Raw genomic sequence first — 23,667 nt, forward strand, 5'->3', positions numbered from 1 at the left:
GAGTCAACCCTATTGAGACGATTCGTTTGTCTCGTTCGATTGTCCCGTTAGGGTTTACTCTATTGAGCACCTGCAAAAGCCTATTGCCTAAATAGCTAGCGGCTGGACCAGCATCTACAGCGAATAGCCATAGTCCATTTCGAGAGCGTCGAAGATCATGGTTTCGTCTATATCAAAGGCGGTTCGAAGGACCGCCGGATGTCGAGCGTCACCAAGCCCGTGCAAACACGCTATTTCTTGCAATAACCCTCTCGGACTACCCATAAGTTCTTTATCTACCGGACCTCGCGCAAATCGCAGTATTGGATGCTCCACGTTTGCTACTTTCGCTTCTACAGTCACCCCATTCAATAAGAATACCGCCAGTCCCTGCGTTTCCTTGTCGCCTTTGATGATGTTTGAAAACTTAGCAGTCTTCAAAGAGGGTCGGAATATTTGCGCTACCGCTTGGGATACGTTAGACCCCATAGCCACGATATTTGTGCAGTCTCCTGTTATCAGAGCTTTCATTATTTCCTGATGGTAAGTGAGCTCTGGCCATTCCTGTAGCTTTGGAATAAGTAATTCAAGCATTTGCTCCTGCCCAAGTAACAACAGGCGGCCAAGGCGGTATCTTAGTTGTGAAACCGCCCTCTTACGCTCATAGCCATCAGCAGGACAAGGCTGATTTAAAGCTTCGTTAGCCTGACTGTAGAGGCGCTTTGCCAAGCCCTCCACATCACGTAAGATTGTTGAAGTGGATACGGCATTCGTCTTAAAGCGTAGCCAATTCCATAAACCTAATCGTCTAATCTTCTGATAAGAAGACGCTTCTTTGATCGCTTCCGCATAGTCAGGAATAGGGAGCCGCACACCTAAAACAAATAACGCGTCTTCAAGGTCACCCATTTTACCATTATTAAATATAAGAAACTTTTTAATGTCACCGACAAGCCTCATCCAGGCTACGGAATGTTCTTCCGGAGAGAAGTCGTTTGAGCTTTTGATCCAATCACCGGTTGTGAGCCGCAACGTCTTCGGCGACTCCATGCCGTGTATATCAAAGCCGCGTTTCGCTAGTTCTTCACGTAAAACAACGACCGCTTTGGCTACATGCTCTGACTTGCCAACAACAGTAATGTCGTCAACATATCTAAAATATTCGACTTCGAACTCCTTCGCGAGTTCGTCTACTTCACGTAGTACCAAATTTGCTACAAAGTGGCTAAACATTGGACCGGTCAGGATAGATTTGCTTTCCGATCTTACTTCATAGTTAGCAATTAGCTTTAGACCTAAATCAGTCCACAACTCGTCAAGTTTAGCCTGTTCGCAGAATAGGAGCCACGCAGCTCGTGCGCTTTCAGGTCTGATTGACGGATAAAACTTTTTTATGTCTATGTATAGTACTTCACCATCGGGAATGTCTCTACAGACCTTTGCTATTTGAGATTGCCGTTCCCGTAGACCCTTCATGTAAGGATCGAAGGCTCCTGCGCTGCTTTCTACGGTATCAAGTCTATAGCTGAACACGCGACTCGAAAGAGCGGCATTGTAGTAGTCAGCGCATTTACGTAATAACGCTACCTCTGCCAGAGCCTCCGGGATCGACGGAATGAAAAGTTCGCGGTCTTCAAAGCCGCCGTCTTCCGTAACTTGTTTGAAGTGGTAGGAGCGAAGGTAAGCACCCTCCTTCTTTGCGAACACAGCTTGCACTGCGCTACCTTCCGCCCAATCATCAGACCTAGCCACCTCTGCTTCAAGGCAGTACCTTAAGCCAAGATACGCAAATATATCTCGAGAACGATACTGATTTATGCATGCACTGGCGATACTACCTACTTTGTTCATTATCCCGCCTTAATCAGATCGATCGGCATAACGCACAGACGAACATTAGCTGTGTTTGATGGCTGCGCCGGCGTAGAGAACTTGTAGTTGCACTCTTCGTTGCCCGATGCGGCGACTTGCGGCGTTGCAAAGCTAGTAAGCTTCGCAAGACTTTTCATTATAAAGGGGAAAAGCCCTTTTTTGGCGGTGTTCATATTCGGCTCGATCCACACAGCCGCGTTCAGTTTTCCCGAAGAGTACTTAAGTAATTCGGCAAGCTGCGGATACGCAGCTTTTTTCTTGCCGTCTTTTTCTAAAAAGCCGTTAAAGTTCGATATCAGCAGAAGCGTCTGCTGCGTTGCAGCTTTCGACAAGACAATCTTTTCGACAAGAGCAGAGTTGCTCAATTCAGACAATACGTCCCATGACGACACAAAGCAGTCCAAGGTAATAGCTTGCTCTTCGAGCGCAGGTCGAATCCTTTCAATCAGATCAACCGCGTAGGCACGGGCAGGAACGGATATCTCACCCCATATCAGATGAATGTGCAACGGAAGGCGAGGCAGCCGGTGCTCCTCCCTAAGTGTCGCAATACTGCATATGATTGCCAAAGCTGCCGCACCCGCGCCAGCTGGAACATCGATGAAGGTAAGCGTTCCCGCGGTGAGAAACCTTTTCAGGGTTTGCGCGGTAGTTTTAACTTCCCCCGTCGGGTCCAATAACGCTAGTTGCGCCCTTGCAGCCGAACCATCGAAGGCGTGAGCGTAATGCGCATCAGTTGCCTCCTTTGTTAGGCCGCCAACCGGTGCTGGATCAGGTCGAGGTTCCTTCGATAAGCCTTCAAGACCATGCGCGTTTAAAGAAGCTAAGTACGCAGCGGCTAGCGACGGGGCGATCAAGAGTCGCGTACCATCGTGCAGGGAAGCCGGTAATTTCATGAACCTCCACGCGATTATTGCAACAAAAAGCTGATTACGTCGCGATAGAAGCACGCTCTGCCATCGGGGGCAACCTTCGCAACCTCTCACGCCATCGGCTTAAGAGTGTTGTACTTTATGTTGGTCTGCGCGCCCTAAACCCGTTTTTCTTGTTTCTTTATAGGGGGTTAGTGTTAGCATTGGCGGAGCGGGAGGGATTCGAACCCTCGATACGGTTTTGCCGTATACTCACTTTCCAGGCGAGCGCCTTCGACCACTCGGCCACCGCTCCGCATGAGTTCATGCCTGGAACACGCGCCCCTAATGCGCTTCGCGGCGGCGCGCAAGCGATTGCGTGGGGCGGCGGGCTCGTGCAGTCTTTGCGGCGATGACGATCGCACTCTTTCTGGCCGCGCTGCTGGCGCAGGCTTCGCCCTCTCCCGCTCCCCCCGCGACGCAGGCCAGCGATCCGCTGCCCGGTGACTGGATCGCCGTGCCCGATGACGAGGTGCTGATCTTCACCCTGTCGAACGGGCGAACGGTGACGGTGCGGCTCGCCGCCGGACAGGCGCCGGTCCATGTCGCCAATATCCGCGCGCTGGCGCGGGCGCATTGGTGGGATGCGGGGACCAGCGTCTATCGCGTGCAGGAAAACTATGTCGCCCAATGGGGCGATGCGACCGAGAAGAAGCCGCTGCCCCCCGGCATCGTCGCCAATCCCCCGGCCGAATATATCCGCGCGGGCAACAGCGCGGTCGCGCGGCTGAGCCGGCCCGATCCCTATGCCGCCTGGGCGGGCTATAGCCGCGATGGCTGGCCGCTGGCGGGGGATGCGGCGTCGGAGTGGGTTCCGCATTGCTATGGCATGGTCGGCGTCGCGCGCGATCTGGCGCCCAGCACCGGGACCGGGGCCGAGCTCTACACGATCATCGGCCACTCGCCGCGAGGGCTGGACCGCAATATCGCGGTGGCCGGGCGGGTGATCGACGGGATGGAGGCGCTGTCCACCCTGCCGCGCGGGACGGGCGATCTGGGCTTCTACAAGGACGAGGCCCAGCGCCTGCCGATCGTGTCGGCCCGGCTGGCGAGCGAACTGCCCGCCGCCCAGCGGCCGCATTACCAGTATCGCGAGACGGCTTCGCCTCGCTTTGCCGCCTGGATCAAGGGGCGGGAGAATCGGAAGAACGACTTCTTCACCGTGCCCGCGGGGGGCGTGGATATCTGCGCGGCCTTGCCGCCGGTTCGGAAGGCACCTTGATCGGTTTGGGTTGAGGGGTGAGGGTTGGACGTGGCCTTCGACTTCGCTCAGGCTGAACGGGGGAAGGAAATTCGGATTGCCCCCGGCAGCCGTTCAGCCTGAGCGCCGTCGAAGGCCAGGCTGCAAAGCGCCACGGGCAAGACGGGGCCGCTTACCGAGAAGCGGCCCCATCCGGCATCACGCCGCCTTCTTCCCCGGCTCGATCCGATGGGCGACGAGGTGATCCACCACCGCCGGATCGGCCAGCGTCGAGGTGTCGCCCAACGCATCGACCTGATTCTCGGCGATCTTGCGCAGGATGCGGCGCATGATCTTGCCCGAACGGGTCTTGGGCAGAGCGGGCGCGAATTGCAGCGCGTCGGGGGTGGCGATCGGGCCGATCTCGCGGCGGACCCACTGGACCAGCTCGGCACGCAGTGCCTCGTCCTCCTCGACGCCCGCGTTCAGCGTGACGAAGGCGTAGATACCCTGCCCCTTCACGTCGTGCGGCATGCCGACCACCGCCGCCTCGGCGACCTTGGCATGCGCGACCAGCGCGGACTCGACCTCGGCGGTGCCCATGCGGTGGCCCGAGACGTTGATGACGTCATCGACCCGGCCGGTGATCCAGTAATAGCCATCCTCGTCGCGGCGGCATCCGTCGCCGGTGAAATATTTGCCGGGATAGGTGGTGAAATAGGTCTGGAAGAAGCGGTCATGATCGCCCCAGACGGTGCGCATCTGGCCGGGCCAGCTGTCCGCGATGACCAGATTGCCCTCGACCGCGCCGTCCAGCACCTTGCCCTCGGCATCGACGATCTGCGGCAGGATACCGGGCAGCGGCAGGGTGGCCGAGCCGGGCTTGAGCGCCACGGCGCCGGGAATCGGCGCGATCATGTGGCCGCCGGTCTCGGTCTGCCACCAGGTGTCGACGATCGGGCAGCGCCCCTCGCCCACGACATGATAATACCATTCCCAGGCTTCCGGATTGATCGGCTCGCCGACCGAGCCCAGCACGCGCAAGGACGAGCGGTCGGTCTTCTTCACCCAGCCATCGCCCTCGCGCATCAGCGCGCGCAGCGCGGTCGGCGCGGCATAGAAGGTCGCGACCTGATATTTGTCGACGATCTGCCAGAAGCGGCTGAAATCGGGATAATTGGGCACGCCCTCATACATCAGGGTCGTCGCACCGTTGGCGAGCGCGCCATAGACGACATAGCTGTGCCCGGTGACCCAGCCGACATCGGCCGCGCACCAGAAGACCTCGCCCTCGCGATAATCGAACACATGCTGATGGGTATAGGACGCCCAGAGCAGATAGCCGCCGCTGCTGTGCAGCACGCCCTTGGGCTTGCCGGTCGAACCGCTGGTGTAGAGGATGAACAGCGGGTCCTCGGCCCCCATCGCCTCGGGCGGGCAGTCGGTCGTGGCGGCCTCGACCAGATCGCCGTACCAGAGGTCGCGGCCGTCCTTCATCGTCACATCGGTACCGCTGTGGCGGACGACGACGACATGGTCGACCGCGACGCCGTCATGATCGAGCGCGGCGTCGACATTGGCCTTGAGCGGCACCGACTTGCCCCCGCGACAGCCGCCGTCCGCGGTGATGACGATGCGCGAGTCGCAATCGACGATCCGGTTGGCGAGGCTTTCGGGCGAGAAGCCGCCGAACACGATCGAGTGGATCGCCCCGATCCGCGCACAGGCGAGCATGGCGAACGCCGCCTCGGGGATCATCGGCAGATAGATGGTGACCCGGTCGCCCCTGGCCACGCCCAGATCCTTCAGCGCATTGGCGAGGCGGCAGACCTGTTCATGGAGTTCGCGATAGGTGATGCGGCGATCGGTGCCGGGCGTGTCGCCTTCCCACAGGATCGCAACCTGATCGGCGCGGGTGGCGAGGTGGCGGTCGATGCAATTGGCCGCGACGTTCAGCTGGCCGTCGGCGAACCAGTTGATGCGGAAATCGGCCTCGTCGAAACTGGTGTCCTTCACCGTCGCGAACGGCACGATCCAGTCGAGCCGCCTGGCCTGCTCGCCCCAATAGCCGTCGGGATCGCGCCGCGCCGCGTCATAGGCGGCGCGATAGGCGTCGGCATCCATCGACGCCCTGTCGGCCCACTCCGGCACCGGATGAAGATGTGCGGTCATGCCTGTCTCTCCTATTTTGACCGATCTTTAGCAGTCGAACATGGCAGATGCCTATCGGGTCCATGACAAAGTATGGCACGGCGGCGACGCGGCCCGATACCGGATCGCCCCCGGCTTTCGTGGCCAAGCGTAATCGGCGGCGCGACCGAAAAACAAGGGGGTCGGCAAATGCTTTGCGAGGTCCCCGAATAAATTACATCCACACAGGGCAAGATATCGGCAATCCCTCTGTTCCTCGTGAAAAAGCAACGCTACAGCAGCTATTGCATTGTCTATGGAGGGAGGTGGACAGAGCATGGCCGCGACTACCTATCACCCCATCGACATTCCTGCTGGATTCGCCGCTGTTCTGGCGCGGAACGGCGAGATGGGGCGGCTGATCGCGACATTCGACTGGGCCGCCACCCCATTGGGGCCGATCGCCGCATGGCCGCAAAGCCGCCGGACCGCGATCGGCATCATGCTGGCCTCCACCATCCCGATGGCGACGATCTGGGGGCCGGAGGCGATCCTGCTCTACAATGCCGGCTATGCCGAAATGGCGGGCGACCGGCATCCGGCGATCCTGGGCAGCCCGCTGATCCAGGCCTGGCCCGAGTCGTCGGCCTTCCATGCGGAGGTCGTCGCGGCGGGCCTGAGCGGCCGGGCGCTGGCCTTTCGCGACCAGGCGATGCTGCTGGGCCACCGGGACGCGCCCGAACAGCATTGGCTGGACCTCGACTATGTCCCGATCCCCGACGAGGACGGGGCCCCTGCGGGCATCATGGCGACCCTGATCGACAGCAGCACGCGGATGCGGGACCGCCAGGAGCGCGAGGCCGCCAGTGCTGCCGCGCGCGAGAGCGAGGGGCGGTTCCGCAACGTGGCGGATCACGCCCCGATCATCATGTGGCTGACCGATGCCGAGGGTCACTGCACCTATCTCAACCGCGCCTGGACCGCCCAGACGGGGCTGGCGGTCGAGCAGGGCCTGGACTTTCAGTGGCTGAAGGCGCTGCATCCCGACGACCGCGCGGCGGTGGAGGGGGCGTTCCGCAAAGCGACGCGGGATCGGACCGCGTTCAGCCTGGAATTCCGCCTGCTCCGCGCCGATGGCGAACATCGCTGGGCGATGGTCACCGCCATTCCCCGGATCGACGACGACGGCACCTATATGGGCATGGTCGGATCGGTGTTCGACACCGACGAACGCCGCCGCGCGGAGGCGACGCTGCGCGACGTCAACGCCGTGCTGGAACGCCGCGTGGTCGAGGCGCTGGCCGAGCGCAAGCTGTTCGCCGACATCATCGATTCGACCGGCACGATGGTCCAGGTGCTGGGGTTCGACCACCGCTATCTGGCGATCAACCGCGCCGCCGCCGAGGATCTGGAGCGCATCTTCGGCACCCGCCCGCAGATCGGCCAGAACAAGAGCGATGCAATGGCCGCGCGTCCCGAAATCCTGTCGATCATGCGCGACTATTGGACCCGCGCGCTGGCGGGCGAGGATTTCTCGGTCATTCAGGCGCTGGAGGACATGGCCGGTGAGCGGCGGCATTACGAGTTGCGCTTCAGCCCGCTGATCGCGGCCGACGGCACGCCGATCGGCGCCTATCAGTTCGCGACCGACGTGTCCGAGCGGCTGGCCGCGCAGGAAAGGCTGGCCGATATGGAGGCGCAACTGCGCCAGAGCCAGAAGATGGAGGCGGTCGGCCAGCTGACCGGCGGCATCGCGCACGACTTCAACAACCTGCTCCAGGTGGTGGTCGGCAATCTGGAGATGCTCGACCGCTTCCTGCCGATCGACGAGCATCCGCGCGCCAGGCGGGCGGCGACCAACGCGATGACCGGCGCGAAGCGGGCCGCGACGCTGACCCAGCGGCTGCTCGCCTTTTCGCGGCGGCAACCGCTGGCGCCGCAATCGGTGGACGCCGTCCGGCTGGTCGACGGGCTGTCCGACCTGCTGACCCGGACGCTGGGCGAACAGGTGTCGCTGGTGATCGAGGCCGCGCCCGACCTCTGGCCCGCCGAGGCGGACACCAACCAGTTGGAAAGCGCGATCCTGAACCTGGCGGTCAATGCGCGCGACGCGATGCCGCATGGCGGCACCCTGTCGATCACGCTGCGCAACGCCACGCTCGACGGGATGACGTCGATGGTCGCGGGGCCGGTCCCCTATCCCACCGATCCGGGCGATTATGTCGCGATCGACGTCAGCGACACCGGCATCGGCATGGACCGCGCGACGCTGGGCCGCGTGTTCGAGCCGTTCTTCACCACCAAGGAGGTGGGCAAGGGCACCGGGCTGGGCCTGTCGATGGTCTATGGCTTCGCCAAACAATCGGGCGGTCAGGTGCAGATCGAATCGCGCCCCGGCCAGGGCACCTGTGTCTCGCTGTTCCTGCCGCGTTTCTGTGGCGATGTGGCGTCGGTCGACGCGGCGCCCGCCCCCGCCATCCGCCCCGACCGGGGGTCCGAGACGATCCTGGTGGTCGAGGACGATCCCGATGTCCGCGCCTATTCGACCGAGGCGTTGCGCGAACTGGGCTATGACGTGCTGGAGGCGGAGGATGGCGGCTCCGCGCTGGCGCTGCTCGACGCGCCGGAGGCGTCGCGGATCGCGCTGCTGTTTTCCGATGTGGTGCTGCCCGGCGGGATGACGGGCGCCGACCTGGCGTCGGCGGCGCGCTCGCTCCACCCCGATCTGAAGGTGCTGTTCACCACCGGCTATGCCCGCGACGTGATCGTCCATGGCGGGCGGCTGGACGCAGGGGTAGCGCTGATCACCAAGCCGTTCGACTTCGCCGATCTGGCGGCGCGCATCCGGGCGATGCTGGACGGGTAGGCGAAGGCCGCGAGGGGGGAGATGGAGCCGGATGCACGATCACCCGGCTCCGATCCGGTCAGCCGTGGCAGGCGCAACCGGCATGGTCGCAGCCGGTACCGCCCGAATGATGCTGCGCGCAGGCATCGCTGCAGAAGGTGCGGCCTTCGGCCTCGACGGCCTTGCCGACGCTGACGATGCAGACGCAGTCGGTGCAGGCGCACTTCACTTGTTCGACGGTAACGGTCATTTCGACTTACTCCTCAAGGGCGTGATCGGGTTCGAGTACATGGTCCATCATGTTGGTCAGCATGGTGCGGATATGGCAGTCGGGCAGTTCGTAGAACACGTTCCGGCCCTGACGGCTCTGCTTGAGCAACCGTCCGGCCCGCAGCAGCCGCAGATGCTGCGAGACCAGGCTCTGGCTGATCCCCACTTCCTCGGTCAGGTCGCCGACCGTGCGCGGACCGTCCAGGCATCCCACCACCAGCCGAAGCCGGTTGGGTTCGCCCAGCAGGCGGAACACGTCGGCGAGCAAAACGCCTTCATCCGGTGTCATGCAAACATCAACATATGAACACATCCTAATATATATACATCAATACTGATGTCAAGCGGGCGGCTTGGCAAGCATTTCCCATGGAACACAGGCTGTTGGTGAATCCGGGTGCGGGTCCGCCCCGGCAGGGACGCTTCGCCGGGCGCGGTTCTCGTTCTGCACCCGATTCGATACGTTGCGCGTTGGGTGGCCGGGTCCGAAAGATCGGGGGCACGAAAGGACGGGGATGGCATCACGGTTTCGGCAATTCTGGAGCGAGGAGGAATGGTCCTTCGCGCCCCATGAACGGCCGACCATTCCCGGATCGCCCGGCAATTTCAGCCACCCCAACCGGCGCCGTATCGCCTATGGCCTGATCGCGGTGCTGATCGGACTGACCGGCGGGCTGGGCAATGCGCTGGTGTCGGTCAACACCCTGCAATTGCAGGGCGCATTGGGGCTGGACCCGACCGAGATCGCGTGGCTGCCCATCGTCTATGTGATGACCAACGCGTCGATCAACCTGTTGCTCATCAAGTTCCGCCAGCAATTCGGCCTGCGTCCCTTCGCGCTGCTGTTCGCGGGGCTCTATACCATCCTGGCCTTCGGGCATCTGTTCGTCCGCGACTTCTCGACCGCGATCGCGGTGCGCGCGGCCAGCGGCATGGCGGCGGCGGCGCTGTCGTCGCTGGGCCTCTATTACATGATGCAGGCGCTGCCCGCGAAATGGCGGTTGAAGGCGATCGTGCTGGGCATCGGCGTGCCGCAATGCGCGACGCCGCTGGCGCGGCTCTTCTCGCCCGAGCTGCTCGCCATGTCGCAGTGGCGGACGCTCTATCTGTTCGAGTTCGGGCTGGCGGCGGTCAGCCTGGCGGCGATCATCGGCTTGCGCCTGCCGCCCACCCAAAGGGTCAAGGCGTTCGAGCCGCTCGATTTCCTGACCTTCGCGCTCTATGCGCCCGCCATCGGGCTGTTCTGCGCGGTGCTGGGCCAGGGGCGGCTGGTCTGGTGGACGCAGGCGGCCTGGATCGGCTGGGCGCTGGCCTTCGCCATCCCACTGCTCGCCGCCGCGCTGTGGATCGAGCATCACCGCACCAATCCGCTGCTCAACACGCGCTGGCTGGGATCGATGGACATCATCCGCTTCGCCATCGTCACGCTGATGGCGCGGATCGTCCTGTCCGAACAGAATTACGGCGCGGTCGGGCTGCTGACCACGCTGGGCCAGAATAACGACCAGTTCCGGACGCTGTTCACCATCGTCTTCATCGCCTCGGTCGCGGGCGTGGTGGCGAGCGCGGTGACGCTGGACGTGACGCGGCTGACCCATCCGATCATGTTCGCCATCGGACTGGTCGCCATCGCCGCCTTTGCCGACAGCTTCTCGACCAACCTGACCCGCGCGCCCGAGCTCTACGCGACGCAGGCGCTGATCGCCTTTTCGACGACCTTCTTCCTCGGCCCGTCGCTGCTCTTCGGCATGACCCGCGCGCTGCAACAGGGGGCGGGCCATGTCATCAGCTTCATCGCGCTGTTCGGGATGCTCAATTCGGTCGGCAGCCTGGGCGGTACCGCGCTGCTCGGCACCTATCAGACCATCCGCGAAAAGGCGCACAGCGCCGCCATCGTCCAGAATATCGACCCCACCGACCCGCAGGTGACGCAGCGTATCGCGGCGGGCGGCGCGCGCGTGTCGGGGGTGGTCGGCGATCCGACGCTCGCCCGCGCGGAGGGCGCCGCGCTGCTGTCGCAGGCGGCCACGCGCGAGGCCAATATCCGCGCCTATAACGACGTCTTCCGGCTGGTCGCCGCGCTGGCGGCCGCCGTCACCCTCTTCCTCGCGCTGCTGACCTGGCGGCGCGCCCGCCGCGCCCGCGTCGCGGCCAGGGGACAGCCATGACCGACACCAGCTCGCCCGTATCGCCCACCCCCATGACCGAGCAGGCCGCCGCCGAGGCCGGGGTGCCGCCCCCCGCCCCGGCGCCCGTGTCCCCGCCCGCTCCGCCGCCCTCGTCCGCCTGGCGGCCGCCTTCGGGCGGATGGCGTTCGCGCGCACTGATCGCGCTGCTGGTCATCGGGGGCGTCGCGGCGGTGCTGGCGGCGTGGCGGCTGCCGCCCTTCGCAAGCGACACCCAGGCGACCGACAATGCCTATGTCCGCGGCCGCACCACGGTGATCGCGCCGCAGGTCAGCGGCTATGTCACCGCCGTACTGGTCAAGGATTTCGAGACGGTGCGCGCGGGCCAGCCGCTGGTCCGGATCGACGACCGCATCTATCGCCAGCGGGTCGACCAGGCGCGGGCGCAGGTCGCGGCGCAGGCGGCGACGCTGGCCAATAGCCGCCAGGCCCAGGCGTCGCGGGTCGCCAGCCTGTCGGCGCAGGACGCCGCCGTCGCCAATGCCGAGGCGCAGCTGATGCGCGCGCAGGCGGACATGGCGAGGGTCAACGACCTCGTCACCGACGGATCGGTATCCTTGCGCGAACGCGACCAGACGCTGGCCGCGCTGCGCCAGGCGCAGGCCGGATTGCGGCAGGCGCAGGCGGCGCGCGCCATCGCGCAACAGGATGTGCGCACCGTCGTGGTCGGGCGCGGCGGGCAGCAGGCGGGCGTCTCGGGCGCCGAGGCCGCGCTCCGGCTGGCGCAGATCGATCTCGCCAACACCGTCATCCGCGCCCCCGAAAATGGCCGCCTGTCCGAAGTCGGCGTCCGGCTGGGCCAATATGTGACGGCGGGGTCGCAGCTGATGTTCCTGGTGCCCCCCGAGACCTGGGTCATCGCCAACTTCAAGGAGGGCCAGACCGCGCGCATGGCGGTCGGACAGCCCGCCAGCTTCACCGTGGACGGGCTGAACAATGCGCGGCTGACCGGCCATGTCGAGCGAATCTCGCCCGCGGCCGGTTCCGAATTCGCGGTCCTGAAGTCGGACAATGCCACCGGCAACTTCACCAAGGTGCCGCAGCGTATCGCGGTGCGCATCCGCGTCGATCCGGGCCAGCCGCTCAGCCAGCGCCTCCGCCCCGGCATGTCGGTGCAGGCGCGGGTCGACACGTCGGGCGGGCCGGCGGTGCGATGAGGGCCGCGCTACCCCTCGCCGCCGCGCTGATGCTGACCGCCTGTATCGGCCCGCGTCCCGAGGCTCCGGCGACCAGCGCGGTGGTGCCGCCGCCCGCCTGGCGCACCGCGCTCGGCCCCGGCAGCCCGATCGCGGCGGACTGGTGGCAGGCGTTCGGCGATCCGCAGCTGACCGCGCTCGTCGCCCGCGCGCTGGCCGACAGCCCCGATCTGGGCAGCGCCGCCGCGCGGGTCGAGGAAGCGCGCGCGCAGGAACGACTGGCGCGCGCGCAGCTGTCGCCCAACGTCACGGCGGGCCTCCCGCTGAGCGAGGGGCGCAGCGTCACCGCCTTCGGCACCGGGCTCGACCAGTTCGGCGCGCAGCCGCTGGTCCAAGCCAGCTATGACTTCGACCTGTTCGGCCGGTTGCGCAGCGCCCGCGCCGCCGCACGCGCGCAGCTGCTGGCGACCGAGGCGGCGCGCGACACGGTCCGCCTCGCGCTCGCCGCCGGGGTGGCCAGCGGTTATGTCACCTTACGCGCGCTCGACCACCGGCTGCACATCGCCGAGGAAACGCTGGACGCGCGGACCGAGGCGCTGCGCATCGCGCGGCGGCGGGCGACGACCGGCTATACCTCCAACCTCGAATTGCGGCAGGCCGAGAGTGAGTTTCGCTCGACCCAACAGCTGGTCGCCGCCGCGCGGCTGGCGGTCACGCGTCAGGAAAATGCGCTGAGCGTACTGGTCGGCGGTACGCCGGGGCCGATCCCGCGCGGGCTGGCGATCGACCGGCTGGTCCGTCCCGCCATTCCCGACGGGCTGCCCGCCGACCTTCTCCGCCGCCGCCCCGACCTGTTCCAGGCCGAACAGGCGCTGGTCGCCGCCGACCGCTCGCTCGATAGCGCGCGCGCGGCGATGCTGCCCAGTCTGGGGCTGACGGGCACGGCGGGGGTGGTACTGTCCAGCGCGCTGGCCGATCCGGTGACGATCTTCTCGATCGGGGGCAGCGTGCTCGCCCCGATCTTCGACGCAGGCCGGCTGCGCGCCCAGGCGGATGCCAGCGCCGCGCGGCGCGACCAGGCCGCCTTCGCCTATCGCCGCACCGCGCTGACCGCGTTTCGCGAGGTGGACGACAGCCTCGCCTCGGTCCGCCGCTCGGGCGAGCAGGCGGCGGCACTCGCCGGACAGCGGGCCGCGCTGGCCGACGCGCTTCGCATCGCCTCCAACCGCTACCGCGCGGGCTATTCCTCCTATCTGGAACAGCTGGATGCGCAGCGCGGGCTGCTGAACGCCGAACTGGCGCTGGCCGAGGCGCAGGCCAGCCAGCTGACCGCCTATATCACGCTGTACCAAGCGATGGGCGGCGGCTGGTCCGACGCGGCGATCCGCGCGACCCGGCAATAGGGGCCGGGGCCTTGCGCGGTTGCCGCCATCGGTTTCGCGGGTCATGATCGGTCATGGAACGCAGGTCGGCGTGGCGCGCTAATGCCGCGAACCGATGGACCAATGGGAGATCCGATATGGGCGTGAATGTGATCTACAAGACCAGGGCGACGGCCACCGGCGGCCGCGACGGCGCGGCACGGTCGGAGGACGGCTCGGTCGACGTCAAGCTGGTGGTCCCCAAGGAAATGGGCGGTCCGGGCGGCGATGGCGCCAATCCGGAAAAGCTGTTCGCCGCCGGATACTCGGCCTGTTTCCTGGGCGCGATGAAGGCAGTTTCGGGCAAGGAAGGCGTCAAGGTGCCGCAGGATGCCACCGTCACCGCCGAGGTCGGCTTCGGCCCGCGTGAGGAAGGCGGCTACGGGATCACCGTCGACCTGCTCGTCACCCTGCCCGGCGTCGAGCCCGCCGATGGCGAGCGGCTGATGCACGCCGCGCATCAGGTCTGCCCCTATTCCAACGCGACCCGCGGCAATGTGGATGTCGGCCTGACCCTCGCCTGAGCCCGTTCGCCATCTCTATCCCAAGGCCCTTCGCCCCGGTGGCGGGGGGCCTTGGTCGTTTCGCCCTTCCCTCTCGCCCCCTTTCGACAAGGACCAACCATGCCCCGCCCCGCCGGCACCGAATCCTTCGCGCTCAACCAGACGATGCTGCGCATCCGCGATCCCAAGCCCTCGCTCGCCTTCTACCGGGACGTGCTGGGCATGACCCTGTTGCAGCAGCTCGATTTCGAGGAGATGCGCTTCTCGCTCTATTTCCTGGCCTATCTGGCCGATGGCGAAACCGTCCCCGAGGACCCCGCCGAGCGCGCGCGCTTCATCTTCAACCGCGAGACGACGCTCGAGCTGACGCACAATTGGGGAACCGAGTCGGACGCGGCGTTCCAGGGCTATCATGACGGCAATGCCGAACCGCGCGGCTTCGGCCATATCGGGATCAGCGTCGCCGATGTCGCCCAGGCCTGTGCACGATTCGAGTCGCTGGGCGTAACGTTCAAGAAGCGTCCCCAGGACGGCAAGATGAAGGATATCGCCTTCATCACCGATCCCGATGGCTATTGGATCGAAATCCTTTCTGCATCCGGAATGACGCGAACTCTTGATCCTAATCAATAATAGAGCGGATTGCTCCGGCTTTACTGACCATATCGAAACGGGATTTTTACCGGTGCTGTCCAATATGGCCATATAGGCCGGAGGAGCCGGGACAGGGCCCCTATCCTCCGTACCCCAGGCGCAGCTCCCTGCGCATGAGTTTTTGGAGGGTGTACCCCGATGTTGTCCTGGTTTGAAAAGACGGCGCCGATCCGTCTGAAGTTCGACGTGCTGACCATTGTCTATGGCGGGCTTGGTGCCGTCGGGCTGGGCGCGACCATTGCGGCGAATGGCGGCTTTTCGTTCACGCTGCCCGTCATCGCCGCGACTTTGGCGCTGGCCGCGTCGATCCTGGTGATGCGGGTCAGCCGCAAGCTGATCTGCGACCCCTATGTCGGCTCGGTCGTCGCCATGGAGGCGCTGGCCGCGGGCGATGTCCATCGCGAGATCCGGTACACCGATTACCGCGACTGCATCGGGCGGATCGCCAAGGCCATGGAGGTCTTCCAGCGCAATGCCGCCAATGTCCAGCAGGCCGCCGAGGCGCAGCAGATCGTCGTCGGTGCGCTGGGCAAGGGGCTGGGCGAACTGGCCGAGGGCAATCTGACCGTGGCGATCCAGGCGCCCTTCCCCGCCGATTACGAACGGCTGCGCAGCGACTTCAACCGCGCGGTCGAGGCGCTGTCGCGCGCGATGAGCGCGGTGACGGTGGCCACCCATGGCATCAATTCGGGCGCCAGCGACATCCGCCAGGCCTCCGACGACCTGTCGCAGCGCACCGAGCAGCAGGCCGCCAGCCTGGAGGAAACCGCCGCCGCGATGGACGAGATCAACTCGACCGTCCGCCAGACCGCCGAGGGCGCCACCCGTGCCAACCGCGCCGTCGCCGATGCCCGGATCGAGGCCGAACAATCGGGTGCCGTCGTCCGCCGCGCGGTCGAGGCCATGGCCGGGATCGAACGCGCGTCGAGCGAAATCTCCGAGATCATCAGCGTCATCGACGGCATCGCCTTCCAGACCAACCTGCTGGCGCTGAACGCCGGGGTCGAGGCCGCGCGCGCGGGCGACGCGGGCAAGGGCTTCGCGGTCGTCGCATCGGAAGTCCGCGCGCTGGCGCAGCGTTCGGCCGACGCGGCCAAGGACGTGAAGTCGCGCATCCTCGCCAGCTCCGAACAGGTCGAGGCGGGGGTCAGCCTGGTCAGCGAGACCGGCAAGGCGCTGGAGCGGATCATCGGCCAGATCGCCGAGATCAGCACGCTGGTCGAGAATATCGCCGGTTCGGCGGAAAAACAGGCCAACGGGCTGCAGGAGGTCAACATCGCCGTGTCCGCGATGGACGGCGTGACCCAGCAGAATGCCGCGATGGTCGAACAGGCGACCGCCGCCGCCCGTTCGCTGGCGGTCGAGGCCGACAGCCTGGCCCGCGAGATCGCGCGCTTCCGGGTCAATCCCCATTCGGGTGAGGGCTTTGCCGCCCCGGCGCCCGCGCCCCGGCCGCAGCCGCAACCCCAGCCGGTCCACCAGATGCAGGAACGCGCCGCCGCCGCCGGACGCCGCATCGTCCAGACGGCGCGCACGTCCGCCCCGTCGACCGGCAATGCCGCGCTGGCGGTCAACGAGGACGACTGGACCGAGTTCTGACCGGCGCGCGCCTGAATATGGCGCAACCCACGCTTTTTTAACGACCTCTGATCCATTCTGTCATCGAACCCCGCGTCTGGAGTCTTCCCGTGACCGCTCTGTCCCTCGCCCCCGTGCTCGACACCACCGCCGCCGCCCCGTTGCGCCAGGCGCTGCTCGATCTGATCGCATCGGGCGATGCCATCGCGCTCGACGGCGCACAGGTGACCCAGGCGGGGCAGGCCTGTCTCCAGGTGCTGGCCAGCGCGCAGGCGATGGCGGCCTCGATCCGGACCGACTTCGAACTCCAGAACCCCTCCGAAGCGCTGGCTTCGATGATCGCACTGGCGGGGCTCGACACCCTCGTCGCCGCTGCCTGAAAGGCCCGACTCGATGAATCTCGATGAGATCCAGCAGATCTTCTTCCAGGAATGCGAAGAAGGCCTCGGCGCGCTGGAAACCGCCTTTGCCGATCTGAAGCGCGGCCGTCACGACGACGAGACGATCAACACCGTCTTTCGCGCGGTCCATTCGATCAAGGGCGGCGCGGGCGCCTTCGGGCATGAACGGCTCCAGCATTTCTCGCACCATTACGAAACGGTGCTCGACCTGATCCGCAACGGCACCCTGCCGCTGGGCGAGTCGCTGATCGACCTGATCGTCGCCGCGTTCGACACGCTGGCCGACCATGTCGCCGCCGCGCGCGGCGAGGGCGGCGTGCCTGCCGACGAGGCGATGCTGGAACGGCTGGACGCCGCCGCGAAGGGCGAGATCGCCAGCAGCACGGCCGAGCCGGTCGTCGAGCCGGCCGCCGCCCCCGAGTCGCCCGCCGCCGCCGCCGCGCTGGACGATTTCGACGCGCTGTTCGCGATGCTCGAAGAGCCCGTCGCCCCGGTCGAGGCGGCCGCCCCCGAGTGGATCGTCACCGTCTATCCCGGTCCGCGCGCCTTCGATCACGGGGCCGAGCCGATGCTCGCGCTGCGCGAACTGGCGCGCATGGGCGGACGCACCCTGTCCGCCGACCTGTCCGAGCTGCCGCTGCTCGACGGAATGGATGCCGAGCGCGCCTATATCGGCGTCACCATGGCGCTGCCCGGTGCAATCGACGAGGACGACATCCGCGCGGTGTTCGACTTCGCCGATCCGCAATGCCGCCTGACCGTCACCCGCAGCGACGCCGTATCGGCCGAGCCCGAAGCGGTCGCCGAACCCGTGGCCGAGCCCGAACCGCTCCCCATCGCCCCGGTCGAGGCGGCCGCCCCCGCAAAGCCGGTCGTGATCGAGCCCGCCGCGCCGGTGGTGGTCGCCGCCCCCGCCGCCCCGCCGCTGCCCGAGGCCGCCCCCGTCGTGTCGGTGACCGAGGCCGCAAACAGCCCGCGTGTCGCCGCCGCCGCCGCGCAGACGATCCGCGTCGACCTCGACAAGCTGGACCGGCTGGTCAATCTGGTCGGCGAGCTGGTCATCACCCAGGCGATGCTGGCGCAGCGCCTGTCCGAGAACGACATGGGTTCGATCTCCGAGCTGTCCGATCTCGACCATCTGACGCGCGAGCTTCAGGATTCCACGATGGCGATCCGCGCGCAGCCGATGAAGACGGTGTTCAGCCGCGTGCCGCGCATCATCCGCGAACTCGAAGTCGAAACCGGCAAGCGCGTCCGCCTGGAGGTGGAGGGCGAGATGACCGAGGTCGACAAGACCGTGGTCGAGCGCATCGGCGAGCCGCTCACCCATCTGATCCGCAACGCCGTCGACCATGGCCTGGAAACCCCGGCGGACCGCAAGGCGCTGGGCAAGGACAGTGAGGGCGTCGTCACGCTGTCGGCCGCGCACCAGTCGGGCCGGATCGTCATCACGGTGGCCGATGACGGGCGCGGCATCGACCGCGCGCGCGTCAAGGCCAAGGCGATCGAGCGCGGCATCATCGCCCCCGATGCGCAGCTGTCCGAGGAAGAGATCGACAATCTGATCTTCGCCCCCGGCTTTTCGACCGCCGCCGTCGTCTCCAACATCTCCGGGCGCGGCGTCGGCATGGACGTGGTGCGCAAGAACATCCAGGCGCTGGGCGGCCGCATCGGCATCCAGTCCGAACTGGGCAAGGGGTCGAGCTTCTCGCTCAGCCTGCCGCTGACGCTGGCGGTGCTGGACGGCATGATCGTCACGGTCGGCGACCAGACCTTCGTCATCCCGCTGACCCATATCGTCGAAAGCCTGCGTCCCGGCGTGGACGAGGTGCATTTCGTCGGCGGCCAGTCGCCGCTGCTCGACGTGCGCGGCACCTATGTCCCGGTCCACCGCGTCGGCGAACAGCTGGGCGTGGGCGGCGCGACGCGGCAGCCCGAGGATGCGGTGCTGATCGTGGTCGAAAGCGACCAGGGCCAGGCCGTGCTGATGGTCGACTCGATCCAGGACCAGCGCCAGGTCGTCGTGAAGAGCCTGGAGGCCAATTACCGCGCCATCCATGGCCTGGCGGGCGCCACCATCCTGGGCGACGGCCGGGTCGCGCTGATCCTCGACGTCGATGCGCTGATCGGCCGCTGGCGGCGCGACGGGCGCAGCTCGGGCGCCTTCATCGAAGACCTGGCCGCGTGAACGCCTTCGCCGCCCTTCCCGAACGCGAGATGGAGTTCGCCTTCTCGGCGGCCGACCATCGCGCGATCGCGGATCTGATCTATGCCGAATCGGGCATCCTGCTGCCCGATACCAAGGCCAAGCTGATCTATGGGCGGCTCGCGCGGCGGTTGCGCGCCTGCGGGCTGTCGACCTTTCCCGATTATCTGGCGCTGGTCGCCAGCGATGCCGGGGAGCGCGCCCGCGCGGTCGATGCGCTGACCACCAACCACACCGCCTTCTTTCGCGAAAATCATCATTTCGAGCATTTCCGGGAATCGCTCTGGCCGGGCTTTGCCGAACGGCTGGCCTCGGGCGGGCGCGTGCGCGTCTGGTCGGCGGCCTGTTCCAGCGGCGAGGAACCCTATTCGCTGATGATGACGATCCTGGGCACCGACACCCGCGCCGCCGACAAGCTGGCGCGGCAGGATTTCCGGGTGCTGGCGACCGACCTGTCGCCCAGCGTCATCGCGACCGCGCGCGCGGGCCGCTATCCGCTCGACACGACGCGCGCCATGCCCGCCGCGATGCGATCGGCCTGGTGCCGCCGGGTCGGCGACATGGACGAATTGTCGCCCGTCTTGCGCGAACCGATCGCGTTCCGCGAGCTCAACCTGCTCCGCAAATGGCCGATGCGGCGGCCATTCGATGTGATCTTCTGCCGCAACGTCATGATTTACTTCGACGAACCGACCAAGGCCCAACTGCTTGCCCGCTTCGCCGACCAGCTGGTCGACGGCGGCATCCTCTACATTGGTCACGCCGAACGCATCCCGCCGGAAGTAGCGGCGCGCTTTCACTGCATCGGTCGCACCGCTTTCCAGAAAGTATCCTGATGGCCGTACGTACATTGATTGTCGACGACTCCCCCACCATGCGCGCCTTGATCGCGGGGATGCTCAGCCGCGACCCCGATATCGAAGTGGTCGGCGCGGCCAATGGACCGCACCAGGCGCGCGAGATGATCAAGGCGCTGGACCCCGACGTCATCACGCTGGACGTCGAGATGCCCGACATGAACGGGCTCGACTTCCTCGAACGCGTCATGCGGCTGCGTCCGATGCCGGTGGTCATGCTCTCGACGCTGACCCAGGCGGGCGCGGACACCACCATCCGCGCGCTGGAACTGGGCGCGGTCGAATGCTGCGCCAAGCCCGCGACCAACTGCGTCGATCCGCGCATCGCCGAAAGCGTCAAGGCCGCCGCGAGCAGCCGCCGCATCCGCGTGCGCGACATGACGCCCGCCGCGCCGGTGCCGATGGCCGATTTCAAGCCGATCCCCGGCTCGCTGATCGCGATCGGCGCGTCGACCGGCGGGGTCGAGGCGCTGATCCAGGTGCTGAGCGGCTTTCCCGCCAACTGCCCGCCGACCGTCATCGTGCAGCATATGCCCGCGACCTTCACGACCAGCTTCGCCGCCCGGCTCGACCGGCTGTCCAAGCCGACCGTGGCCGAGGCGCGCCACGGCCAACCGCTGCTGCCCGGCCATGTCTATCTCGCGCCCGGCGGCACCCATCACATGGAGGTCGGCGGCACCGAGGGCCAGTATCGCGCCCGCCTGATCCCCGACGATCCGACCAGCGGCCACCGCCCCTCGGTCGACCGCCTGTTCCACAGCGTCGCCAAGAATGTCGGCACCAAGGCGGTCGGCGCGATCCTGACCGGCATGGGCCGCGACGGCGCCGACGGCCTGCTCGCGATGCGCGGCAAGGGCTGTTTCACCGTCGGCCAGGACCGGGACAGCTGCGTCGTCTATGGCATGCCCGGCGTCGCGCAGGAGGTGGGTGCGGTGACCAAGCAGTTGACGCTGACGCGTATCGCGCCCGCGCTGATCGACCGGTGCCGGGCGTGATCGTCGCCATGGCCCAGTCCTTTCCGCCGCCGCCGCCATTCACCCGGCTGGCGCATCGCGACGGTCTTCGCCGGATCAACGTGATCCAGGGAGAGACCCGCGTCAGCCAGGACAAGGAGGTCGTGCTGACCACCGTGCTGGGCAGCTGCATTTCGGCCTGCCTGTACGATCCGGTCGCGGGAATCGGCGGTCTGAACCATTTTTTGCTCGCCGAACCGGGTGCCGCGGAAACCGATCCTAAATCCATGCAGCGCTATGGCGTCTATGCGATGGAAGTTCTGATCAACGCGATGATGGCGCTCGGCGCCCAGCGGCACAGCCTGAAGGCCCGGCTGTTCGGCGGGGCGATGATGCGCGACGGGTTCCGCGACATCGGCGCGGCCAATGCGCAATTCGCCCGCCGTTTCCTGGCGGACGAGCGGATCGCGCTGGTCGGCGAGGATGTCGGCGGGATCAGTGCGCGTCGCGTCGAGTTCCGCCCCGCGCTGGGCCTGGCCCGCTGCCGCCATGTGACGGACACGGCGGTTCCGGCGCCGCGCGCCGCGCGCCCCGCTCCGCCGCCGCCACCCGCCGCGACCGGCGACGTGGAATTCTTCTGATGACCCTCGATACCTCCATGAAAGGCCCATTCGTGTCCCAACTCATCATGACCGTGGACGATTCGCCCAGCATGAGAATGCTTCTGCGCGCCGCGCTCACCGATATGGGATATCGGGTGCTCGAGGCCGAGGACGGCGTTCATGCGCTCGACACGCTGGACGGGGTCACCGCCGACACCGCCCCGGATCTGGTCATCACCGACATCAACATGCCGCGCATGGACGGTTTCGGCCTGATCGAGGCGCTGCGTCGCCAGCCCGGCCACCGCAACCTGCCGATCCTGGTGCTGACCACCGAAAGCTCCGACGAGAAGAAGGCCCGCGCGCGCGAGGCGGGGGCGACCGGCTGGATCGTCAAGCCCTTCAACCCCGAAAAGCTCGCCGCGGCCATCCGCCGCGTGCTGCACTGATCCCCTGATCCCGAGGAACCCGACCATGTCGCGTCAGCTCATCACCTTCCAGCTCGGCGACCAGATACTGGGCGTCGACATCATGGCCATCCGCGAGATCCGCGCTTGGTCGCCCGCGACCCCGCTGCCCAACGTGCCCGCGCATGTGCGCGGCGTGGTGAACCTGCGCGGCGTGGTCCTGCCGGTCCTCGACCTGCGGCACCGGCTGGGCTGGGGCGTGACCGATCCGAGCGCTCGGCACGTCATCATCGTGGTGCGGATCGGCGAGCAGCTCCAGGGCCTGATCGTCGATGCGGTCAACGACATCGTGACCATCCCGCCCGAGGCGATGCAGCCCCTGCCCGACATGGGCGAGGCGACGGCGGCGCATTACCTGGAAGGGCTGGCCACGATCGAACAGCGGCTGATCCTGATCCTGGCGCTCGACCGCCTGTCCGATAGCGTTTCGTTAACCGCCGAAGCCGCATAAATCCCTCGTTTCTGGATGATAGCGGCGGATCCGTTGGAAGGTATTGGGTAATGGCGGACGTTAAGGTTCTTGTCGTCGACGACTCGCTGACGATGCGGGTTCTGATCTCGGGCGCGCTGGAGCGGATCAAGGGCGTGACCGTGGTCGGTGCGGCCGACGGTGCGCAGGAAGCGCGCAAGATGGTCGACCAGTATCGGCCCGAGGTGATGACCCTCGACGTCGAGATGCCGGGCATGAGCGGGCTGGACTATCTGGCCGAGATCATGACGGAACGACCGATGCCGGTCATCATGTTCTCGACCCGGACCGCCGCGGGCGCCGCCGAATCGGTCGAGGCGCTGCGGCTGGGTGCGATCGACTGTTTCCCCAAGCCCAAGGTCGCGGTGCAGGCCGAACTGGACGACATCATCGGCAAGCTGGGCAAGCGGATCAAGTCGGCGCGCAACGCCGATCTGAAGCGCGCCAAGGCGGGCAAGCTCGCCGCCGCGCGCAAGGCGCCCGCCGCCGACATGAACTGGAATGGCCGCCTGCTGGCGATCGGCGCGGATGCGGCGAACACCCAGGCGCTGTTCGACCTGTTCCAGACCTTCCCCGCCAACTGCCCGCCGACCCTGGTCGTGCAGCAGATGAGCCCCGGCCTGCTCGGTCCGATGATCGAGCAGCTGCGCGAACAGATCGCGCCCAAGGTCGTCGAGGCGACCGACGGCATGAAGGTCGAACAGGGCACCATCTATTTCGCACCGCAGGGCGAGACGCACATGGTCGTGGACAGCTGGCCCGAAGGCTCCATCCGCCTGCTCGCGCGCGAGCCGGTGGCGGGCGAGCGGCCCTCGATCTCGCTGCTGTTCGCCTCGGTCGCCAAGGCGGCGGGGAGCAACAGCCTGGGCGTGCTGGTCGCGCTGGACGACGAGGACGGCGCGGCGGGCCTGCGCGCGATGATGGCGGGCGGGGCCTATGCCATCGGGCGCAACGGCACCGACTTCACCCTGTCCAAGGGCATGGCGTCGCAACCGATCGCGGGCGACGCGATCGCCGCCAACATCCTCAAGCTCTGTAGCAAGTGAC

The 23,667-nt window shown here is 66.1% G+C and carries 21 protein-coding genes and 1 tRNA gene; 16 read left to right on the top strand and 6 right to left on the bottom strand.

Features of this window, described 5'->3' with window-relative positions; all coding sequences use genetic code 11:
* Positions 1-114 precede the first annotated feature (114 nt).
* The 3 genes from QE385_RS08830 to QE385_RS08840 all read right to left on the bottom strand — a co-directional run bounded on the left by QE385_RS08830 (position 115) and on the right by QE385_RS08840 (position 3,018).
* Positions 115-1,830, bottom strand: coding sequence for an RNA-directed DNA polymerase (locus tag QE385_RS08830; RefSeq protein WP_307100984.1), 1,716 nt, complete (start codon positions 1,828-1,830; stop codon positions 115-117).
* Positions 1,830-2,747, bottom strand: a complete 918-nt coding sequence (locus tag QE385_RS08835) for a hypothetical protein (RefSeq protein ID WP_307100985.1) — start codon at positions 2,745-2,747, stop codon at positions 1,830-1,832. Before QE385_RS08835 ends, QE385_RS08830 begins: the two co-directional genes overlap by 1 nt.
* Positions 2,748-2,927: 180 nt before the next feature.
* A tRNA-Ser gene (locus QE385_RS08840) sits at positions 2,928-3,018 on the bottom strand.
* 96 nt (positions 3,019-3,114) lie between these two features.
* Here QE385_RS08840 and QE385_RS08845 point away from each other — a divergent pair.
* Positions 3,115-3,984 carry a peptidylprolyl isomerase gene (locus QE385_RS08845; RefSeq protein ID WP_307100987.1) on the top strand — a complete coding sequence of 290 codons (870 nt, stop codon included), beginning with the start codon at positions 3,115-3,117 and terminating at the stop codon, positions 3,982-3,984.
* Between the two features lie 177 nt (positions 3,985-4,161).
* Here QE385_RS08845 and acs read toward each other — a convergent pair whose 3' ends face one another.
* The gene (gene acs, locus QE385_RS08850) at positions 4,162-6,114 is read right to left on the bottom strand and encodes an acetate--CoA ligase (RefSeq protein ID WP_307100988.1); all 1,953 of its coding nucleotides are present in this window, start codon (positions 6,112-6,114) and stop codon (positions 4,162-4,164) included.
* Between the two features lie 295 nt (positions 6,115-6,409).
* On the opposite strand from acs, the gene QE385_RS08855 reads away from it, so the two are divergent.
* Positions 6,410-8,938 (top strand): PAS domain-containing sensor histidine kinase, encoded by a 2,529-nt coding sequence (locus tag QE385_RS08855; protein ID WP_307100990.1) that lies wholly within the window; start codon positions 6,410-6,412, stop codon positions 8,936-8,938.
* 58 nt (positions 8,939-8,996) lie between these two features.
* Here the strand turns inward: QE385_RS08855 and QE385_RS08860 are convergent, their stop codons facing one another.
* Together QE385_RS08860 and QE385_RS08865 are read right to left on the bottom strand one after the other, a co-directional pair.
* Positions 8,997-9,167, bottom strand: coding sequence for a metallothionein (locus tag QE385_RS08860; protein WP_307100993.1), 171 nt, complete (start codon positions 9,165-9,167; stop codon positions 8,997-8,999).
* A 6-nt stretch (positions 9,168-9,173) separates the two neighbouring features.
* A complete protein-coding gene (locus QE385_RS08865; protein WP_307100995.1) occupies positions 9,174-9,476 on the bottom strand; it encodes a helix-turn-helix transcriptional regulator in 303 nt (100 codons plus the stop codon).
* Between the two features lie 226 nt (positions 9,477-9,702).
* Here QE385_RS08865 and QE385_RS08870 point away from each other — a divergent pair, with 226 nt between their 5' ends.
* The 14 genes from QE385_RS08870 (at position 9,703) to QE385_RS08935 (ending at position 23,666) form a co-directional block, all read left to right on the top strand.
* Positions 9,703-11,355, top strand: coding sequence for an MFS transporter (locus QE385_RS08870; RefSeq protein ID WP_307100997.1), 1,653 nt, complete (start codon positions 9,703-9,705; stop codon positions 11,353-11,355).
* On the top strand, positions 11,352-12,530 hold the full coding sequence (locus QE385_RS08875; protein WP_307100998.1) for an HlyD family secretion protein: 1,179 nt from the start codon (positions 11,352-11,354) through the stop codon (positions 12,528-12,530). Before QE385_RS08870 ends, QE385_RS08875 begins: the two co-directional genes overlap by 4 nt.
* The gene (locus tag QE385_RS08880) at positions 12,527-13,912 is read left to right on the top strand and encodes an efflux transporter outer membrane subunit (RefSeq protein ID WP_307101000.1); all 1,386 of its coding nucleotides are present in this window, start codon (positions 12,527-12,529) and stop codon (positions 13,910-13,912) included. Before QE385_RS08875 ends, QE385_RS08880 begins: the two co-directional genes overlap by 4 nt.
* A gap of 116 nt (positions 13,913-14,028) precedes the next feature.
* The gene (locus QE385_RS08885) at positions 14,029-14,454 is read left to right on the top strand and encodes an organic hydroperoxide resistance protein (protein WP_307101002.1); all 426 of its coding nucleotides are present in this window, start codon (positions 14,029-14,031) and stop codon (positions 14,452-14,454) included.
* Between the two features lie 99 nt (positions 14,455-14,553).
* Positions 14,554-15,066, top strand: a complete 513-nt coding sequence (gene gloA, locus QE385_RS08890; RefSeq protein ID WP_307101004.1) for a lactoylglutathione lyase — start codon at positions 14,554-14,556, stop codon at positions 15,064-15,066.
* Positions 15,067-15,225: 159 nt separating this feature from the next.
* Positions 15,226-16,686: a methyl-accepting chemotaxis protein gene (locus QE385_RS08895; RefSeq protein WP_307101008.1), complete on the top strand. Its 1,461-nt coding sequence runs from the start codon at positions 15,226-15,228 to the stop codon at positions 16,684-16,686.
* Between the two features lie 89 nt (positions 16,687-16,775).
* Positions 16,776-17,045: a lipid asymmetry maintenance protein MlaB gene (locus tag QE385_RS08900; RefSeq protein ID WP_307101010.1), complete on the top strand. Its 270-nt coding sequence runs from the start codon at positions 16,776-16,778 to the stop codon at positions 17,043-17,045.
* A 13-nt stretch (positions 17,046-17,058) separates the two neighbouring features.
* Complete coding sequence (locus QE385_RS08905; protein ID WP_307101012.1) at positions 17,059-19,254, top strand: chemotaxis protein CheA; 2,196 nt, start codon at positions 17,059-17,061, stop codon at positions 19,252-19,254.
* Positions 19,251-20,108, top strand: coding sequence for a protein-glutamate O-methyltransferase CheR (locus QE385_RS08910; protein ID WP_307101014.1), 858 nt, complete (start codon positions 19,251-19,253; stop codon positions 20,106-20,108). Before QE385_RS08905 ends, QE385_RS08910 begins: the two co-directional genes overlap by 4 nt.
* Entirely contained in the window at positions 20,108-21,124 is a 1,017-nt protein-coding gene (locus QE385_RS08915) for a chemotaxis response regulator protein-glutamate methylesterase (RefSeq protein WP_307101016.1), read from the top strand. Before QE385_RS08910 ends, QE385_RS08915 begins: the two co-directional genes overlap by 1 nt.
* 8 nt (positions 21,125-21,132) lie before the next feature.
* Positions 21,133-21,723, top strand: coding sequence for a chemotaxis protein CheD (locus QE385_RS08920; RefSeq protein ID WP_307101019.1), 591 nt, complete (start codon positions 21,133-21,135; stop codon positions 21,721-21,723).
* A 32-nt stretch (positions 21,724-21,755) separates the two neighbouring features.
* The gene (locus QE385_RS08925; protein WP_056436364.1) at positions 21,756-22,133 is read left to right on the top strand and encodes a response regulator; all 378 of its coding nucleotides are present in this window, start codon (positions 21,756-21,758) and stop codon (positions 22,131-22,133) included.
* 25 nt (positions 22,134-22,158) lie between these two features.
* Positions 22,159-22,602 carry a chemotaxis protein CheW gene (locus QE385_RS08930; protein WP_307101021.1) on the top strand — a complete coding sequence of 148 codons (444 nt, stop codon included), beginning with the start codon at positions 22,159-22,161 and terminating at the stop codon, positions 22,600-22,602.
* Between the two features lie 50 nt (positions 22,603-22,652).
* Positions 22,653-23,666: a chemotaxis protein CheB gene (locus tag QE385_RS08935; RefSeq protein WP_307101024.1), complete on the top strand. Its 1,014-nt coding sequence runs from the start codon at positions 22,653-22,655 to the stop codon at positions 23,664-23,666.
* The last annotated feature ends 1 nt before the right edge of the window (position 23,667 follow it).

The sequence above is a fragment of the Sphingomonas sp. SORGH_AS_0950 genome, from assembly GCF_030818415.1.
GTDB lineage: Bacteria > Pseudomonadota > Alphaproteobacteria > Sphingomonadales > Sphingomonadaceae > Sphingomonas.

What these genes read in the sequence shown, in the direction of transcription:
- QE385_RS08830 (WP_307100984.1), bottom strand. Translation starts at nt 1,830, where the DNA reads ATGAACAAAGTAGGTAGTATCGCCAGTGCATGCATAAATCAGTATCGT.
- QE385_RS08835 (WP_307100985.1), bottom strand. Translation starts at nt 2,747, where the DNA reads ATGAAATTACCGGCTTCCCTGCACGATGGTACGCGACTCTTGATCGCC.
- QE385_RS08845 (WP_307100987.1), top strand. Translation starts at nt 3,115, where the DNA reads ATGACGATCGCACTCTTTCTGGCCGCGCTGCTGGCGCAGGCTTCGCCC.
- acs (WP_307100988.1), bottom strand. Translation starts at nt 6,114, where the DNA reads ATGACCGCACATCTTCATCCGGTGCCGGAGTGGGCCGACAGGGCGTCG.
- QE385_RS08855 (WP_307100990.1), top strand. Translation starts at nt 6,410, where the DNA reads ATGGCCGCGACTACCTATCACCCCATCGACATTCCTGCTGGATTCGCC.
- QE385_RS08860 (WP_307100993.1), bottom strand. Translation starts at nt 9,167, where the DNA reads ATGACCGTTACCGTCGAACAAGTGAAGTGCGCCTGCACCGACTGCGTC.
- QE385_RS08865 (WP_307100995.1), bottom strand. Translation starts at nt 9,476, where the DNA reads ATGACACCGGATGAAGGCGTTTTGCTCGCCGACGTGTTCCGCCTGCTG.
- QE385_RS08870 (WP_307100997.1), top strand. Translation starts at nt 9,703, where the DNA reads ATGGCATCACGGTTTCGGCAATTCTGGAGCGAGGAGGAATGGTCCTTC.
- QE385_RS08875 (WP_307100998.1), top strand. Translation starts at nt 11,352, where the DNA reads ATGACCGACACCAGCTCGCCCGTATCGCCCACCCCCATGACCGAGCAG.
- QE385_RS08880 (WP_307101000.1), top strand. Translation starts at nt 12,527, where the DNA reads ATGAGGGCCGCGCTACCCCTCGCCGCCGCGCTGATGCTGACCGCCTGT.
- QE385_RS08885 (WP_307101002.1), top strand. Translation starts at nt 14,029, where the DNA reads ATGGGCGTGAATGTGATCTACAAGACCAGGGCGACGGCCACCGGCGGC.
- gloA (WP_307101004.1), top strand. Translation starts at nt 14,554, where the DNA reads ATGCCCCGCCCCGCCGGCACCGAATCCTTCGCGCTCAACCAGACGATG.
- QE385_RS08895 (WP_307101008.1), top strand. Translation starts at nt 15,226, where the DNA reads ATGTTGTCCTGGTTTGAAAAGACGGCGCCGATCCGTCTGAAGTTCGAC.
- QE385_RS08905 (WP_307101012.1), top strand. Translation starts at nt 17,059, where the DNA reads ATGAATCTCGATGAGATCCAGCAGATCTTCTTCCAGGAATGCGAAGAA.
- QE385_RS08915 (WP_307101016.1), top strand. Translation starts at nt 20,108, where the DNA reads ATGGCCGTACGTACATTGATTGTCGACGACTCCCCCACCATGCGCGCC.
- QE385_RS08920 (WP_307101019.1), top strand. Translation starts at nt 21,133, where the DNA reads ATGGCCCAGTCCTTTCCGCCGCCGCCGCCATTCACCCGGCTGGCGCAT.
- QE385_RS08930 (WP_307101021.1), top strand. Translation starts at nt 22,159, where the DNA reads ATGTCGCGTCAGCTCATCACCTTCCAGCTCGGCGACCAGATACTGGGC.
- QE385_RS08935 (WP_307101024.1), top strand. Translation starts at nt 22,653, where the DNA reads ATGGCGGACGTTAAGGTTCTTGTCGTCGACGACTCGCTGACGATGCGG.